Raw genomic sequence first — 12966 nt, forward strand, 5'->3', positions numbered from 1 at the left:
TTTGCGCACTAGTACGCCCACATGCCTCTTACTTGACGCTAATGCTCGGTGCTGCATCAAGCAGCCATTTTGGCAACTTTTTTATTTCACCCAATGTGATTACCTCCGGCACATCATTCCAGAATTGAACGATGGCGTGTGAGACGATCTCGAATTGTTCTACGGAAATGAGCAGGTTGGTGTGATCTTTCCACGAGAGGGCTAACTCCCGATCTTCCCCGATTTCTTCTTCAGACACGATCAACTCTGGGTACTGCCTCTTTAAGTCATCAAGTGACTTGCCGTCTCCGTGTTTGTGAACGTTGACCACTAAACGACAGGCATCAAGTGCCTTGTAATAAGGCTTCGCGCGAACGTCCAAACCGAGGTCTTTCAACAGGTTCAGAACCTCAACAAAGCTGGAAGACCAGACGCGGCGAAATGCTGTCTCATCGGACATCCAGTGCTGCATTTCTCTGACGAGCCAGTCACGAAGTTCTTTTTCCCATCGGTGGAAGATCGAAACCAACATCGCAAAAAGAACCTGGTCCCGCATGCCACAAAGGCTCAAGTATAAGTTCGTACCCGCTTCGTACGCCTGTTCTGCGAAGTCTCCGGGATCATGTCGATCAGGGTCAAAATGCTGGCCCATCGCATCCCATGTTGCATCTGCGTGCGCATCGGCCGCTTTCTTCATTTCCTCGTCATCGAATTGCGCAAACAATCGTTCGCGGGCCTGCGAGACGAAAAAGTTGTGCTCGTCGATCAAATGCCGTCGATGCCCAGACCAGAAGTGAAAGGCAGTATAAGAGCTATCCATCGTCAGCGCTCTCCTGCTACGTCTGCCAAGGCCGCTTTCAAGACCTGAAAGCAGACTTTGGCGGTGTGTTGATCTGGTGTGAAGCCAGTCGCGAGTTGCTGATACGGGTGTATGAAATTGCGAAAGTCGCGAAGGCCGTGCCCGAATTTTTTCACATCGGGTTTGAGCAAGCCGATCTCACACGCAACATCGATAAACTGCGCAAGGCTCCATTCATAGAACTTCTTCACGCTGCCAGCGCTATTTGTTGGACTGGCCTTCGAATTGTTGAATTTCGCAGGGTGCTTCTGCGCTGCGCCTAACAACACGGCTTCCAAGACGCTCCCGCAGAGGAAGATCACTGACAGGTTTGCACCGGCCTTCAAGGCAACTCGGGCCTCCGTAAGACGCGTCTCGATGACAGGTACGACAAGCGCATCGACAGGCAGCTTCCCAATGTTCGGAATGGTGAACTCAGTGTCGAGAAAGCTGCTCTCGGTAGGCGCACTTGTCGATTTCGCTTTCTTTCCTAGGAGACGATCAACAACGGTGCGGCATTTCTCGAGGACGGGCTTGTCGATTTCGGTTCCGCCAAGCTCGCAGGTCGCGATATACGAGTCCAACATCTCCGACAGAACCTTTCCGACGATTGGGTCCGGCTCTTGCTCCCAAAAAGCCCGCATCTTCTTTGCCTTCGAGGTGCCGTAGGTTTGGTACTTTTGCCCATGGATATCGATACGGAACTTGTTAAAAAACGCTCCAAAGGTCACGTCGGAATAGTCCAAGACATACCCACTTCCCATCTCAAGTAAGCGTTCTAAATACCGTTTCTCGATGTCTGTAAGGCTGCTCACGTTCTGATTCTCAATATTATTTACGCAAAATGTAAGCGCAGCTTAAGGGCATTGGATGCTTAGCATAAGGCGATTGGACTTGTTTTCGCAATTGTCTCACTGTGCCATAGCTCAATAGTTGTTTTGATGCGTAGCCGTTAAAACCCACTGGACAAAAAGTGGCTGAGAAAACTCAGCCATTGCTTTGTCATTCAGATTTGAGTAGCGCTCGAGACCTATGATCAAGTCTCGTCAGGTCAAGTCTTCAACCCGTGCATCGGGGGCATTCCGCTTGACGGATTCTATGCCGTTGTCCCTTCCAGATGCGCTGGTGTAGCTTTCGCTGGTGCTGATCACCTGCCCGTTGCTGGCTTTCAGGTTGAACATGTAGCCGCCGGACTTGGTTTCCTTGCGCTCGTACCTGTCGTCATTCGGAGCATTCGTTTTTACCGATGCGACACCGTTTTCGGCGCTGGCCTTTTGAACATAGCCTTCACTGGCCAAGATGATTTCGCCATTCCCTGCCTTCAGCCGAAACCGATATTCGCCAGCCTTGTCCTCGTAGAGCTCAAATTTCCCAGCCATGTGATCTACCTCATTATTGTTGAACCAAAAATCAGCATGACGTTGCTACGTTTACCATGTGGCCACAAGACTAATTTTGCGACCGAGTGCAAAGAAAGAAATGAGCCACCCTAAGACAGGTGACTCACCTTGCGTCATTCAATCGACGCATGATGTGCGGCCTGTCATTGGCTGAGACGTTGGCTGGCAATCTTGTTCCGGGTTTCCTTGAGAGCGGTTTGACATAACGGATGTTTAGCGATGGCGCTTTGGTCACGACCCAAAGCAGGCTGAGTGACGAAGGTATAGGCCGTGACGTCAAGCTGTTGCTGAGCTTTCTCCCATTCAATCGTACCTTCAAACGCATCCGTTGCAGATCCGAGAACCTTGGCAATATCCCGAAGGTCGCCTTTGCCCTCAAGGAACCAAGTGCCTCGATGTTGCCAGTTCTGAAAATCACTGAGTGACAGTACGTCCAGAAGGTGCAAGCCGAACGGTCGTGTGTGCATGGCGTAGCCACCCATGTCGCTAAACCCACGCAGGGCTTCATCGCCAATCGCATCTTCATGTACGTTTGTTGTGTTCGGGGCGATGTGGAATTTCACAAAGCACCTGCTCTGTTCGGACAGGTCAAAATGCTGGCCGCCAACGAATACGCCACTGACTTCTTCGCAGGCTGTGATTGGGGTTGTCGATCTGTTGGCCCCGACGACACGGACCTTCGATCCTGATGCGCTCCGTGTTTCACTCGCATTGGTCGCCTTCCTATTGCCCCGGCAGGCAGTTCTCTCGATCAGATGAAACGAGGTTGCCATGATGTCGTAGTCATTCGGGTTGCTGTTCAGCCGTTCGGCTTCTTTCGCCGTTACAGGGTACACGGCCACCGAGTGTTTTTGGAATATGGCCAGATCATCTGACAGTTGGCCTGTCGCAGTATCACGATAAGCAAGATCACGTAGCGGGATGTGCTTGCCCAGATATTGGATTTCCGAGCTAAACAGATCAGCCCATTGCTCCTGTTCTTTGCAGGCTTCCCTCAGGGTCGCTTCATCCACAGTCTGCCATCGATTGTTAACGTGGCGTACTCCCAGCCGTTTCACAGACAACCCGATCTCCGCCCAGTTCACAGATGTGCTGACCTTTGTGTTGAAGGCATTGCTGCCGACTGGATCGGTTGACATGTAGTGGTTCAGGAGACCGGCATTCTTCATGCAGGCTAAAAAGATTGCCCGCTGTAAGTTCTCTGCGTTCCCTGCGTCCGTGGTTGAGGCCATTGCCGGTTGAAGGTCAGGTTCCTCACACCCATCACATTCACCACCTTCACCCCACATGAAGGCACTGACTGATCCATCAAGGAATTGGTTCAGGATTTCTCTGGCTCGCTGTGAGGAATGCAATGCCAAATCTGTTCCCATGTTCTGTTCCATCATCGAAGCAGCTTGGCGCAGGGCGTTTTCAGTGTTCCGCCCCCACAGTCCATCCAAGGTGCTGGCATAGAGGTCAAAGTCGGAAAGCTGTGACTGGATCGCGATCCGGTCACGCTCGGGCAATTGCTTAAATGCGGTCTCAAGTTGCGATTGGGATTGGTTGACGGTTTGTGCTTGGGCGAAGCTGGGTGTGATACCAGCATAGGTCACGACCGATAAGGCAAGGAGGGTGGAAAGGGTTAACGTCTTCATGGTGTCCTGTGAACCTGATGTTGGATGGGCAAAGAGATGAACGCACAACAACTGCTTGCTGTGCGTTCCAACGATCATTCTGCGATCTGCATGAGGTCGAAGGTGAACTGCCGGTTGGTCAGCTTCGCGAACCGTTCGGGCGCACCATCGTGTAGAACACCTTTGCACCTGAGGTCGACACACGCACATGCAGGCCGTTTACTTTCTGGTCGCGCACCTCGAACCGTTTGGTAGTCGCCGGGTGCATCGCATCGAGTGATTTGGTTGTAAGCATCTGTTTCATACAGATATCGTAAGACACCCAGAATCCGCGTGTCAGGGTACGGTTTGGGGCCAAATGCGAAATCTCGGTGCAGGCTCGTCCGAACTGCGCCGAACTACCGATGGCTTCGCCAATTTCTTGCTGAACTAAATAGTCACGGATAGAGGGATCAGCCCTTCCGTCTTCAAGAAAGCTACGAGTTCGGGCGTTGGTGTGAACTTGGGAAATTTATTCCGGTCAAAAACCTTATTAAAACGACGAGTTTTCCCGATCTGGCTCGTTGGCCAAGTCAATTTGTCTGGAACAAGCGCGGCGCGAAGTTCGTTTTCAACAATCGGTGTTTTCGACAAGACGCTGTCATATGTCGCAATCAAGTGCAGAATAACTTCAGAAAAGCCAATTACCCCACGATATTCTGGCCGAATCTCCTCGTCTACCGCATTGAATGGATTGTAATCTGGGGCCTTAACTGATCCGATTTTCCCTCCCGATATCGTTTGCGCAAATTCAGACTGTGCGTCTAGTTGCCTTTGTCCGGCACGTCCTCCGTTGTGAGCGAGGGAGTTACGCAGTTCCTTGAAATAGCGATAGCACACGAGCAAGGGCTCAACATTTGTTTCGTCAATCCTCCGGGTGGTCCTTTTGTCCCACGTGACCGCACCTGAAACCAAGCTAGAGGTGCCCAAAGTTGTCAAAGCAGCCGAGAACCCTCCATTGTTTGCCCCACTTGGAAATTGGAGCTGTTTTTCAACCTGTCTCTTCTGGGCGTTTGTTAGGCTAGAGACATCGCAAATTGCCGAAAAGTAGTCTTCAAAAATTGCTATTGTATTCGTGAGGATGAACGACGCGAAGTTTTCTAATTGCTCGTCCCAGGTGGTTTCGACGGTTGCGCGCTTCAAAGAACCAGCGCCAATTCCGGAACCGCTCGCGAACCGCGCTTCAAGGGTTCTTGCGTCTGCATCAGAAACGTTTTTCAGGTAGCCCTGAACCTGCCAGCGCAGATTCCATAGGGATATGGCCGTAGGATGAACGAAATCGAACAAGCGCGTGATCGACTTATGTGCATCTCTTGAAGCACGAAAAACGTAACGAGCATTGTCACCCATAGATATTTCCAAATTTCCAATTTAACTCAGATTCAGCTCGAGCATAGCACCCGCATAACGTGGGTGAACCCTGCAAGCTGCCGTTTGAAGAGAAAATTTCTGTGGTGAAGCTCTCGCTTATAGGGCTGGCAGCGAGAGCAGCTTTAGCAACCTGAAGTGCGATAAGCATCTCCTAAACATTGTGTTTTCATCTTGGAGCCTTCTGTTCGCACGTGTACCAATTGAGGCAAGCAATTTGGGCGAACTGAAATGACTGCAGAATACCACAGGAAATTGGCGATGGACGCGGTAGCGTCGATCAAGACTTGGCAGGATTGCTGGCCGATCTGGCGCGAGGTCGTATCCGGCCTTACTGACAACCTATCCGACGCAACCAAGGTCCATCAGGTTGGAGATCACCTCCGCGAAGTGTTTTTTGCGACCAACACTGGCGGCCGTGACCAAGGATCTTTGTCAGGTGGTGGTGCGGGCTGGGAAAGCCTTGTCACGTGGTACCTCAACTTGGTCTTTTCTGGGACGAACGCAGTTGCGATGCGACAGTCGCAGGCCGTGGTGCCTCGAACCTTGCTTGACGCGACAACCATCCGATACGGGAACCATCAGACGAATACAGAGTCGGATGTTTGTGTCGTCGTGTACCCCGAGGATTTCGATTTCCCGGAGCCTGACAAGGGTTTCATGAAGAATTTGGATGCCGAGGTTGCCAAGCGCATTGGCGACATCGAGCTAGGGATTATCCAGTGCAAGACGAACTGGAACGACAACGCCCAAGTGCCGATGTTGTGGGACATGGTGTACCGGGCCAGCTTCGGGCCGGGTACGGGCATCCACATTGGCAAAAATGGATACAGCGTTAAGAACCTTCGGAGGTTCACTTATTCGTTCGTGACGGTCCCTTCACAGAAAGAGGGGCGCATGCCGAGCAAGAGCACCCAGATGGCCGTGAAGCGCGTTTGCAACCTGACAGGGGGAAACTATTGGGGCTTGCCCACCAAGTCTGGCGTCGCGCTTTCGCTGTCAGAGATTTTTGACAGTAACTTCGCGAGCACGTTTAGCTTGAATGTGCGAGCCAGCATACAGAACTCGATCAACGCTAAAACGGGGCTGTTTGGAAACTAAACCGATGCGTCGATAATCTTGCGGAAATGCTCACCCACGGCTTCGGCAAGTCCCACGGGAACAGCATTGCCAATCTGTGTGTATTTAGGGACCTCTCGGTCGAACAAGCCTTCACGCGGATTACCTGCCCGTCGTAGGCCACCCGTGGTTCGTTTGCCTGCGAATTGGTACCAGTCAGGGAACAACTGAAGACGTGCCCATTCGCGAACCGTCAGGGCGCGCGGCTGACTGAAATGCACGTAGTCATCTGCAAGCGACGTCGCCGTGATGTTGGGTTCGGTGTTGCCCCAACGTGCACGAAGAACGCGCTGCGAAAATTTCTTGGTTTTGAACTGGTCAGGGATCTCACCGTTATTGTCCAGCATGTGCTGGAACTTGGCGACGATGTTCGGCTTGTGCTTACTGTATTCTTGTTCGGTCAACGGCACGGTCTTGCTGTGGAACCAGTGGGGGGCCGTACGAAGCCGTCTCTGCAATTCGTTCTTAGGCTTCGAAGAATACCTGTCCGTAATGAACGGCCCCTTTGCGAAATCACCACTGCGCAAGGTATCGGCAACGCTATCGTCGATCAGGTCACCCAATAAGTCGATAAGGTCCGGAAAGCCTCCCGTAGGTTGGGGAAGGAAGCCACACTTTACGGCATCTTCCTTGTGGGCCTGAGGCACTAGCCATTCACAAGAGTCCAAGATGTCATCACGAATGCCAACTAGCAGAACACGTGGACGGTTCTGCGGCACCCCGTAATCTTTGGCCTTCACCAGCGAATATCGAACCGTGTAGCCGGGGATCGAGCGGAACTCGGCCAAGACATCCGGGAAAATCTTGTCGGTGCCACCACGCGTCCATTTCGCGTTCAGTAGGCCCTGCACGTTCTCGAAAAGGAAGATTCGGGGCCGAAGCTTGCGAATGACGTGTGCCATGCGAACGAACAGGTGGTTGGACGGCAAGTCGGCCTTGTCCACGTCGTAGGAGCGTCTGATCCCGATGCCGGAATAGCCTTGGCAAGGTGGACCACCCGCGAGAATATCAAGATTGGAACCAGCGCCCGACTCCGCGCTCGCTCCCAAATCAAATTGCAGTCCCAGCTCGGGAATGTTCCTGAGATCTGACACCAGTTGCTCAAGCCTCGGACCACGCAAGTCGTTGGCATCATTGCATCGGAGGTCCTCGTTCGCCGAGAAATGCAACCCTCCCAAGGAATGATGACGGTTCTTGAGATAAGTCGCCATCGCGTCAGGGTTCAGTTCGTTCACGAAGACAGGAACGAAGTCCGCGTTCTCCATGCCCATAGACAAGCCACCACAGCCTGCGAACATGTCCACCATGTACATGGGGCGACGGTTAGAGCCGGTTTTTTCATCGGAAAGAGGGACGATATCGGCAATTTTGTTCACGGCTTCAAGCATATCCAGAAAATGTAGCTGTTTCGGGTGTTGATGTAGCATATCTAGTTCATGACAGTTTGTGAACGACTAAACCTGCCTGAACTTGACGTGTTATACCTAATTTAGGGTTAAGCTCCGTGGCAACCGGAAAATGAAACAAAAAAAGAACATCCGAATGGACCAAGGTTGCAAACCACCGCCTGTGGTCTCTAGCGGCGAGAAGCGAAAGTTGACCCTGCTGAGGCAAACCTTGTTGGAGTGGTACTCTATCAACGGCGCGAGGTTTCCATGGCGCTGCCCATCAGCCTCTGACTACGAGCGCATTTGCGTTGAGGTGCTCTTGCAGCGAACACGCCGCGAAACCGTCTCTGCAATCTACGAGGAGTTCTTTTTTCGGTTCCCAACATGGGAAAGCATCGCTGAGTGCCCAGAGGATGAGCTGGGGCAATTCTTGAAGCCACTGGGCCTTTGGAGGCGAAGGGCTGTATCCCTCAAGGCGCTTGCGAGTTACGCCTCAAGCATGGGTGGCCAATTCCCGTCAACCACGGTGGAATTGAAAGACGTGCCTGCCGTGGGTCAGTACGCGGGCAACGCAATATTGCTCTTTCAACATGACCAAGCGCGGCCACTAGTCGACGTCAACATGGCGAGGATTATAGAGCGCGTTTTACGGCCCAGAAAGCTGGCTGACATCCGTCACGACCCTTGGCTTCAATCTGCCGCGCACTGGCTGGTTCGAGACCATCCGATTGAAACCAACTGGGCAACGCTGGACTTCGCCTCATCAGTTTGTCGCAAAAACAACCCGAGATGCAGAGATTGCATCTTAAGAAACAGGTGTGCTTTTGCTCGGGGCAAGAGGTCACGAACCAACACCTCGCAGACGGAATAGTAGGCCAATAGATGCTCTTGGGTGCACAATGGGTGCAGAAAGCACCGGGCTAGGATGAAATTCCTTGAGAGGCTTTGATTGGCGTTGGAAAACACACGCCATTCAACAAAAAGGGTTTTTGCGACAGCCTGAACCTGCTTGCTAAGGCTTGAATGGAAACCTAGGAAAATTGAAAATCCTCGTGTCGGTGGTTCGATTCCGCCCCCGGGCACCACTTCCTCAGGTAAGCCCTTGGTTTCACTCCGGCTTTTAACAGCAGGTTGGAGCCGTAGGCCATGGCAGAGACCATTTCACCCAAGTACACCTTCGTGAAAGAGGGTGTTTTTTACTTCAGTCGCCGCATCCCCAAGGAGCTTTGCCGCTACTACTCGTCTTCTCGGATCGCATTTTCTTTGCGTACTCACTCGGCAAACGTAGCGGCGACGATAGCAAGAAGAGCAGCTGATCAACTGGATGAGTATCGGTTTCATCTGAAGTCGAAGGATGCGCAACTGCGTGGAAAGTACATGTTGCGTCTTGGCGCAGCCAACTCCGCCGTAGCGCCAGTTGTTCTAAACGAGACTTCTGCTGCTTCTGTGCTGTTGTCAGAGGTAGTCGAGATTTATCTTACACAGAAAGGTCAAGGACGCCCCGTGACGTTTCACCGGGGTGCCGAGAGAACGTGCGGCTACGTGATTGATGCCTGTGGCGACAAACACCTTGAAGTCTATATCAAAGCCGACGTGAACGGGTGAACAACCTGACGGTCTGACCGCGGATTACCTGATCAGGTCGGGCTTCCCGGCGATCTGGTCAGGTGAGCACAAGCAGTTTGCTGAACTCAGATCTACAGACTCTCCCAAGGTCACCAAACTCGTACCGCCGGAATGGCGAACTGAGACTGCGGCCCGAAATCGACCATTGTTGCGCATAAACTCGGGTCTCAGCTGGAGTAGCCGGATGATAACCTGCTGAAAACACGCGCTAATAGGCGGCCAAATTCTCAGTGCGTGATTCTAGAGAAAATCATGGCTGGGGTGGTAGGATTCGAACCTACGATACACGGTACCAAAAACCGCTGCCTTACCACTTGGCTACACCCCAACAGTGAGCGGCTATCTACGATTGTTGTTGGCGGGGATCAAGAGCGTTTTGTCAAAAAAACTCAGGTTGAACCGATTTTTTTCAGGGCAGTCATTGGGTGTCGATCAACACGGCTCCGGTCCGGTTTCCATCCTGCACCATTGCATGCGCAGATGCGCATTCTTCCAGTGCAAAGACCTTTTGAACAGGGCAGGTCAAAGCGCCATCCGTCAATGCCTTGTGAAGGGTTTTCACGGCATTGGTACGAAGATCCAGCGGAAGAAGGTAAATCAAAATGGTCTCAAGCGTCATGGCTTTGAACATCATCGGTCCGAATGGAAACACGGGGGCCATGTCTTGGGCAGAGCCATAGGCGTTGATGCGACCGTTCTCGGCAATGACCGCGGCGTTTGTTTGAATATTCCGGCCGAATTCGACGTCGATAATTCGGCCGATTGTCTTTCCTTCATTTGCATCGAGAATTTCGGAGGAAAGATCCTTGCTGGCGTAATCAATCACGATATCTGCGCCGGCTTCCCGGACCCGGTCAAAGTTGCGAGGGCTGGCGGTAGCGATCACGCGCGCGCCTGCCCATTTGGCAAGCTGAACGGCCAGAAAGCCGACGGTGCCCGCGCCACCGTGTATCAAGATCGTTTGCCCATCGGGACAGCCGCCTGAAAACACCGCGTGGCAGGCGGTAAGACCGGGAATGCCCAGAATCGCGCCGGTCTGCATCGACACCGCATCCGGCATAGCCACGGCCTGGGCATCGGGAAGGGTGATGTGGCTGGCGGCGGTGCCGAAAGGGCGTTGCCATTGCCCGTTCCAGATCCACACGCGCTGCCCGATCCGAGATGCGGATACTCCGTCGCCAACGGCCGAAATCACACCAGCGCCGTCACTGTGCGGGATGATCAGGGGGAACGGAGGCTCTGTCACGCCCGGTCTGGTCCCGGCGCGGGCTTTGACGTCGGAAGGGTTCACTCCGGAAAAGGACAGCTCTACCGTGACCTCGCCCGGACCCGGCGGGACCGGAGGGAGGTCCTGTATCCGCAGGACATCGGCCGGGTCTCCGAAGTTGGAATATGTAACTGCGCGCATGATCGCCTCCGTTTTGGTCGAGTTTCACAGCATATCGGCAGGAAACTCAAACACCTTGTCGCGTGTCCGCAACGCGGGGGAAGGTCGGCCCTGTGGTTATTCGCGAATCTCGGACGGGTCGACCCCCCAAAGGTTCGACTTCAAGGTCCAACCCCGATACCCGCCGGCGGTGATCCGGCACCAGTCCAGCGAACAGGTTCCCAGTCGGGCCACGACCCCGGATTCGAAATGCGCATTCACGGGGGAGGTCGGATCGGGTCGGGCATAGACAGGCAGCATTTCGGATTCAATCAGTACTGTCCGAACACCCGACAACAGGGCGTAGTGAACCCAGCCTCCGGCGCCGTCGCGGTCCTGAACCCGTCGCCAGTTGCCGTATTCGGCAGTGACTTGAAGCGGCATTCCGCGCCGTTTGAACACCCAGTCGATTCGATGTGTCAAAGAAGGTCCGCGTCGCACGTTGCCTTCTGCTGCTTTCATCGAGACATAACGGGGCAGGGGGAGGTTGGTGACGGATCCTCGTTTCACGTCGGCATGAGCAGCCCATGCGCCGAACATGATCAGAAATACGGATAGTGCCGCCAGACAGCGGCGATTTACCGGTCGAATACCACTCACTGACTGCCTGCTCTTATGCCTGTTGATCCGGTTCTGAAAAAAGGTCGACTCAATGCCAAAGGGGTTCTTGTGCCCCGCCTTATCCTGCGCCACGATGCCATGGCGCGCGTCCGTTTGCAAAGCAGTGGGAGGGCCGAGGTGCCAAGAGAACGTTTGAGTGTTGTCGTTACGCGACGGTTGCCCGAAGCGGTCGAAACACGTTTGAGCGAGTTGTTTGATGTGCGCTTGCGCGACGATGACACTCCGATGACGCGCGAAGAACTGGTGGCCGCAGTGCAGGACGCCGATGTCCTGGTGCCTACGGTGACTGATGCGATTGATGGCGGTCTGCTGGGGCAGGCGGGCGAAAGGCTGAAGCTCATCGCCAATTACGGTGCCGGTGTCGACAATATTGACGTGTCCACAGCGCGCCAGCGTGGGATTCTGGTGTCGAACACGCCGGGGGTTCTGACCGATGACACCGCCGACATGACCATGGCCCTGATTCTGGCCGTTACCCGACGCATTCCCGAAGGTCTGAGCGTGATGCAGCAGGGAGATTGGTCCGGCTGGGCGCCCACCGCGTTTCTGGGAGGCCGTATCGGTGGTCGTCGTCTGGGCATTCTGGGCATGGGCCGGATCGGGCAAGCGGTGGCGCGGCGTGCGAAAGCGTTTGGAATGCAGGTCCATTATCACAACCGCCGCAGGTTGCGCACCGAGACCGAGCAGGAGCTGGAGGCAACCTATTGGGAAAGCCTCGATCAGATGGTCGCGCGGATGGATGTGATCTCGGTCAATTGCCCCTCAACGCCGTCGACCTTCCATCTTATGAACGCACGTCGTCTGAAACTGATGAAACCCTCGGCAGTGATCGTGAACACGTCACGTGGTGAAGTTGTGGACGAAAACGCCCTGACCCGGATGATCCGCGCAGGTGAAATTGCGGGGGCGGGGCTGGATGTCTACGAACAGGGCACTGACGTGAACCCGCGCCTGCGGCAGCTGCCCAATGTGGTTCTGTTGCCTCATATGGGATCAGCCACGCTCGAGGGCCGGGTGGAGATGGGCGAGAAGGTCATCATCAACATCAAGACCTTCGAAGATGGCCACCGCCCGCCGGATCAGGTTGTGCCAGCAATGCTCTAGCGCTCTGGAAAGGAGCAGGAATGGACGTCTATGAAGGAGGGTGCCGTTGTGGAAATCTGCGCATCAGGGCTTCGGGTCGTCCTCTGCGGGTCGGAATCTGTCACTGTTTGGACTGCCGCAAGCATCATGGCGCGGTTTTCTATGCGGCGGCCGTTTTCCCGGACGACAGAATAGAGGTTTCCGGCGAAGCGCGTGGTTATGCTAACAGGTATTTTTGCCCCGGCTGCGGCTCTCCGGTCTTTGCGCGCAGCGGAACCGAAGTGGAGGTGCATCTTGGATGCCTTGATGCGCCAGATCAGTTGGCGCCAACATATGAAAGCTGGGTCATCCGGCGTGAAGCTTGGTTGCCCGAGTTCCGCGGTATGACCCGCTATGATCAGGATCGATTGGTGGGCGACGCAAAGGCTTAACGCGTGCTGCGGACGCCGGCCATTTGCTGATG

14 protein-coding genes and 1 tRNA gene are annotated in these 12966 nt (G+C 54.1%); 5 read left to right on the plus strand and 10 right to left on the minus strand.

The window, feature by feature from the left end:
• Positions 1-28: 28 nt before the first annotated feature.
• The 6 genes from GS611_RS00080 to GS611_RS00105 form a co-directional block, all read right to left on the minus strand.
• On the minus strand, positions 29-799 hold the full coding sequence (locus tag GS611_RS00080) for a hypothetical protein (protein WP_171630729.1): 771 nt from the start codon (positions 797-799) through the stop codon (positions 29-31).
• 2 nt (positions 800-801) lie between these two features.
• Positions 802-1632 (minus strand): hypothetical protein, encoded by an 831-nt coding sequence (locus tag GS611_RS00085; RefSeq protein ID WP_171630731.1) that lies wholly within the window; start codon positions 1630-1632, stop codon positions 802-804.
• A gap of 231 nt (positions 1633-1863) precedes the next feature.
• Positions 1864-2196: a YegP family protein gene (locus tag GS611_RS00090; RefSeq protein WP_171630734.1), complete on the minus strand. Its 333-nt coding sequence runs from the start codon at positions 2194-2196 to the stop codon at positions 1864-1866.
• A 164-nt stretch (positions 2197-2360) separates the two neighbouring features.
• Positions 2361-3932 carry a hypothetical protein gene (locus GS611_RS00095; RefSeq protein WP_171630736.1) on the minus strand — a complete coding sequence of 524 codons (1572 nt, stop codon included), beginning with the start codon at positions 3930-3932 and terminating at the stop codon, positions 2361-2363.
• A gap of 40 nt (positions 3933-3972) precedes the next feature.
• On the minus strand, positions 3973-4137 hold the full coding sequence (locus tag GS611_RS00100) for an Arm DNA-binding domain-containing protein (RefSeq protein ID WP_216598128.1): 165 nt from the start codon (positions 4135-4137) through the stop codon (positions 3973-3975).
• A 125-nt stretch (positions 4138-4262) separates the two neighbouring features.
• On the minus strand, positions 4263-5222 hold the full coding sequence (locus tag GS611_RS00105; protein WP_171630737.1) for a hypothetical protein: 960 nt from the start codon (positions 5220-5222) through the stop codon (positions 4263-4265).
• 279 nt (positions 5223-5501) lie between these two features.
• Between GS611_RS00105 and GS611_RS00110 the strand changes: the two genes are divergently transcribed.
• Positions 5502-6341, plus strand: coding sequence for a hypothetical protein (locus tag GS611_RS00110; RefSeq protein WP_171630739.1), 840 nt, complete (start codon positions 5502-5504; stop codon positions 6339-6341).
• On the opposite strand, the gene GS611_RS00115 is transcribed toward GS611_RS00110, so the two are convergent.
• Complete coding sequence (locus GS611_RS00115; RefSeq protein WP_216598129.1) at positions 6338-7786, minus strand: DNA cytosine methyltransferase; 1449 nt, start codon at positions 7784-7786, stop codon at positions 6338-6340. The two genes, GS611_RS00110 and GS611_RS00115, sit on opposite strands and share 4 nt — an antisense overlap.
• A gap of 115 nt (positions 7787-7901) precedes the next feature.
• On the opposite strand from GS611_RS00115, the gene GS611_RS00120 reads away from it, so the two are divergent.
• Positions 7902-8618 carry a hypothetical protein gene (locus GS611_RS00120; RefSeq protein ID WP_171633749.1) on the plus strand — a complete coding sequence of 239 codons (717 nt, stop codon included), beginning with the start codon at positions 7902-7904 and terminating at the stop codon, positions 8616-8618.
• A 275-nt stretch (positions 8619-8893) separates the two neighbouring features.
• Positions 8894-9352 (plus strand): DUF6538 domain-containing protein, encoded by a 459-nt coding sequence (locus tag GS611_RS00125; RefSeq protein ID WP_171630741.1) that lies wholly within the window; start codon positions 8894-8896, stop codon positions 9350-9352.
• 274 nt (positions 9353-9626) lie between these two features.
• Here GS611_RS00125 and GS611_RS00130 read toward each other — a convergent pair.
• The 3 genes from GS611_RS00130 to GS611_RS00140 all read right to left on the minus strand — a co-directional run bounded on the left by GS611_RS00130 (position 9627) and on the right by GS611_RS00140 (position 11339).
• Positions 9627-9701: transfer RNA gene (locus GS611_RS00130), tRNA-Gln, on the minus strand.
• A gap of 90 nt (positions 9702-9791) precedes the next feature.
• Positions 9792-10781 carry an NADPH:quinone reductase gene (locus tag GS611_RS00135; RefSeq protein ID WP_171630743.1) on the minus strand — a complete coding sequence of 330 codons (990 nt, stop codon included), beginning with the start codon at positions 10779-10781 and terminating at the stop codon, positions 9792-9794.
• A 96-nt stretch (positions 10782-10877) separates the two neighbouring features.
• Entirely contained in the window at positions 10878-11339 is a 462-nt protein-coding gene (locus GS611_RS00140) for an SH3 domain-containing protein (protein ID WP_171205541.1), read from the minus strand.
• Positions 11340-11537: 198 nt separating this feature from the next.
• Between GS611_RS00140 and GS611_RS00145 the strand changes: the two genes are divergently transcribed.
• Positions 11538-12524 (plus strand): D-glycerate dehydrogenase, encoded by a 987-nt coding sequence (locus GS611_RS00145; RefSeq protein ID WP_171630745.1) that lies wholly within the window; start codon positions 11538-11540, stop codon positions 12522-12524.
• Positions 12525-12544: 20 nt separating this feature from the next.
• Positions 12545-12934 carry a GFA family protein gene (locus GS611_RS00150; protein WP_171630747.1) on the plus strand — a complete coding sequence of 130 codons (390 nt, stop codon included), beginning with the start codon at positions 12545-12547 and terminating at the stop codon, positions 12932-12934.
• The last annotated feature ends 32 nt before the right edge of the window (positions 12935-12966 follow it).

It is taken from the genome of Ruegeria sp. HKCCD6119 (assembly GCF_013110585.1).
Lineage (GTDB): Bacteria > Pseudomonadota > Alphaproteobacteria > Rhodobacterales > Rhodobacteraceae > Ruegeria.

Coding starts and splice junctions, on each gene's coding strand:
- GS611_RS00120 (WP_171633749.1), top strand. CDS start 7,902: ATGGACCAAGGTTGCAAACCACCGCCTGTGGTCTCTAGCGGCGAGAAG.
- GS611_RS00135 (WP_171630743.1), bottom strand. CDS start 10,781: ATGCGCGCAGTTACATATTCCAACTTCGGAGACCCGGCCGATGTCCTG.
- GS611_RS00115 (WP_216598129.1), bottom strand. CDS start 7,786: ATGCTACATCAACACCCGAAACAGCTACATTTTCTGGATATGCTTGAA.
- GS611_RS00150 (WP_171630747.1), top strand. CDS start 12,545: ATGGACGTCTATGAAGGAGGGTGCCGTTGTGGAAATCTGCGCATCAGG.
- GS611_RS00140 (WP_171205541.1), bottom strand. CDS start 11,339: ATGTTCGGCGCATGGGCTGCTCATGCCGACGTGAAACGAGGATCCGTC.
- GS611_RS00110 (WP_171630739.1), top strand. CDS start 5,502: ATGGACGCGGTAGCGTCGATCAAGACTTGGCAGGATTGCTGGCCGATC.
- GS611_RS00095 (WP_171630736.1), bottom strand. CDS start 3,932: ATGATCGTTGGAACGCACAGCAAGCAGTTGTTGTGCGTTCATCTCTTT.
- GS611_RS00105 (WP_171630737.1), bottom strand. CDS start 5,222: ATGGGTGACAATGCTCGTTACGTTTTTCGTGCTTCAAGAGATGCACAT.
- GS611_RS00080 (WP_171630729.1), bottom strand. CDS start 799: ATGGATAGCTCTTATACTGCCTTTCACTTCTGGTCTGGGCATCGACGG.
- GS611_RS00100 (WP_216598128.1), bottom strand. CDS start 4,137: ATGAAACAGATGCTTACAACCAAATCACTCGATGCGATGCACCCGGCG.
- GS611_RS00125 (WP_171630741.1), top strand. CDS start 8,894: ATGGCAGAGACCATTTCACCCAAGTACACCTTCGTGAAAGAGGGTGTT.
- GS611_RS00090 (WP_171630734.1), bottom strand. CDS start 2,196: ATGGCTGGGAAATTTGAGCTCTACGAGGACAAGGCTGGCGAATATCGG.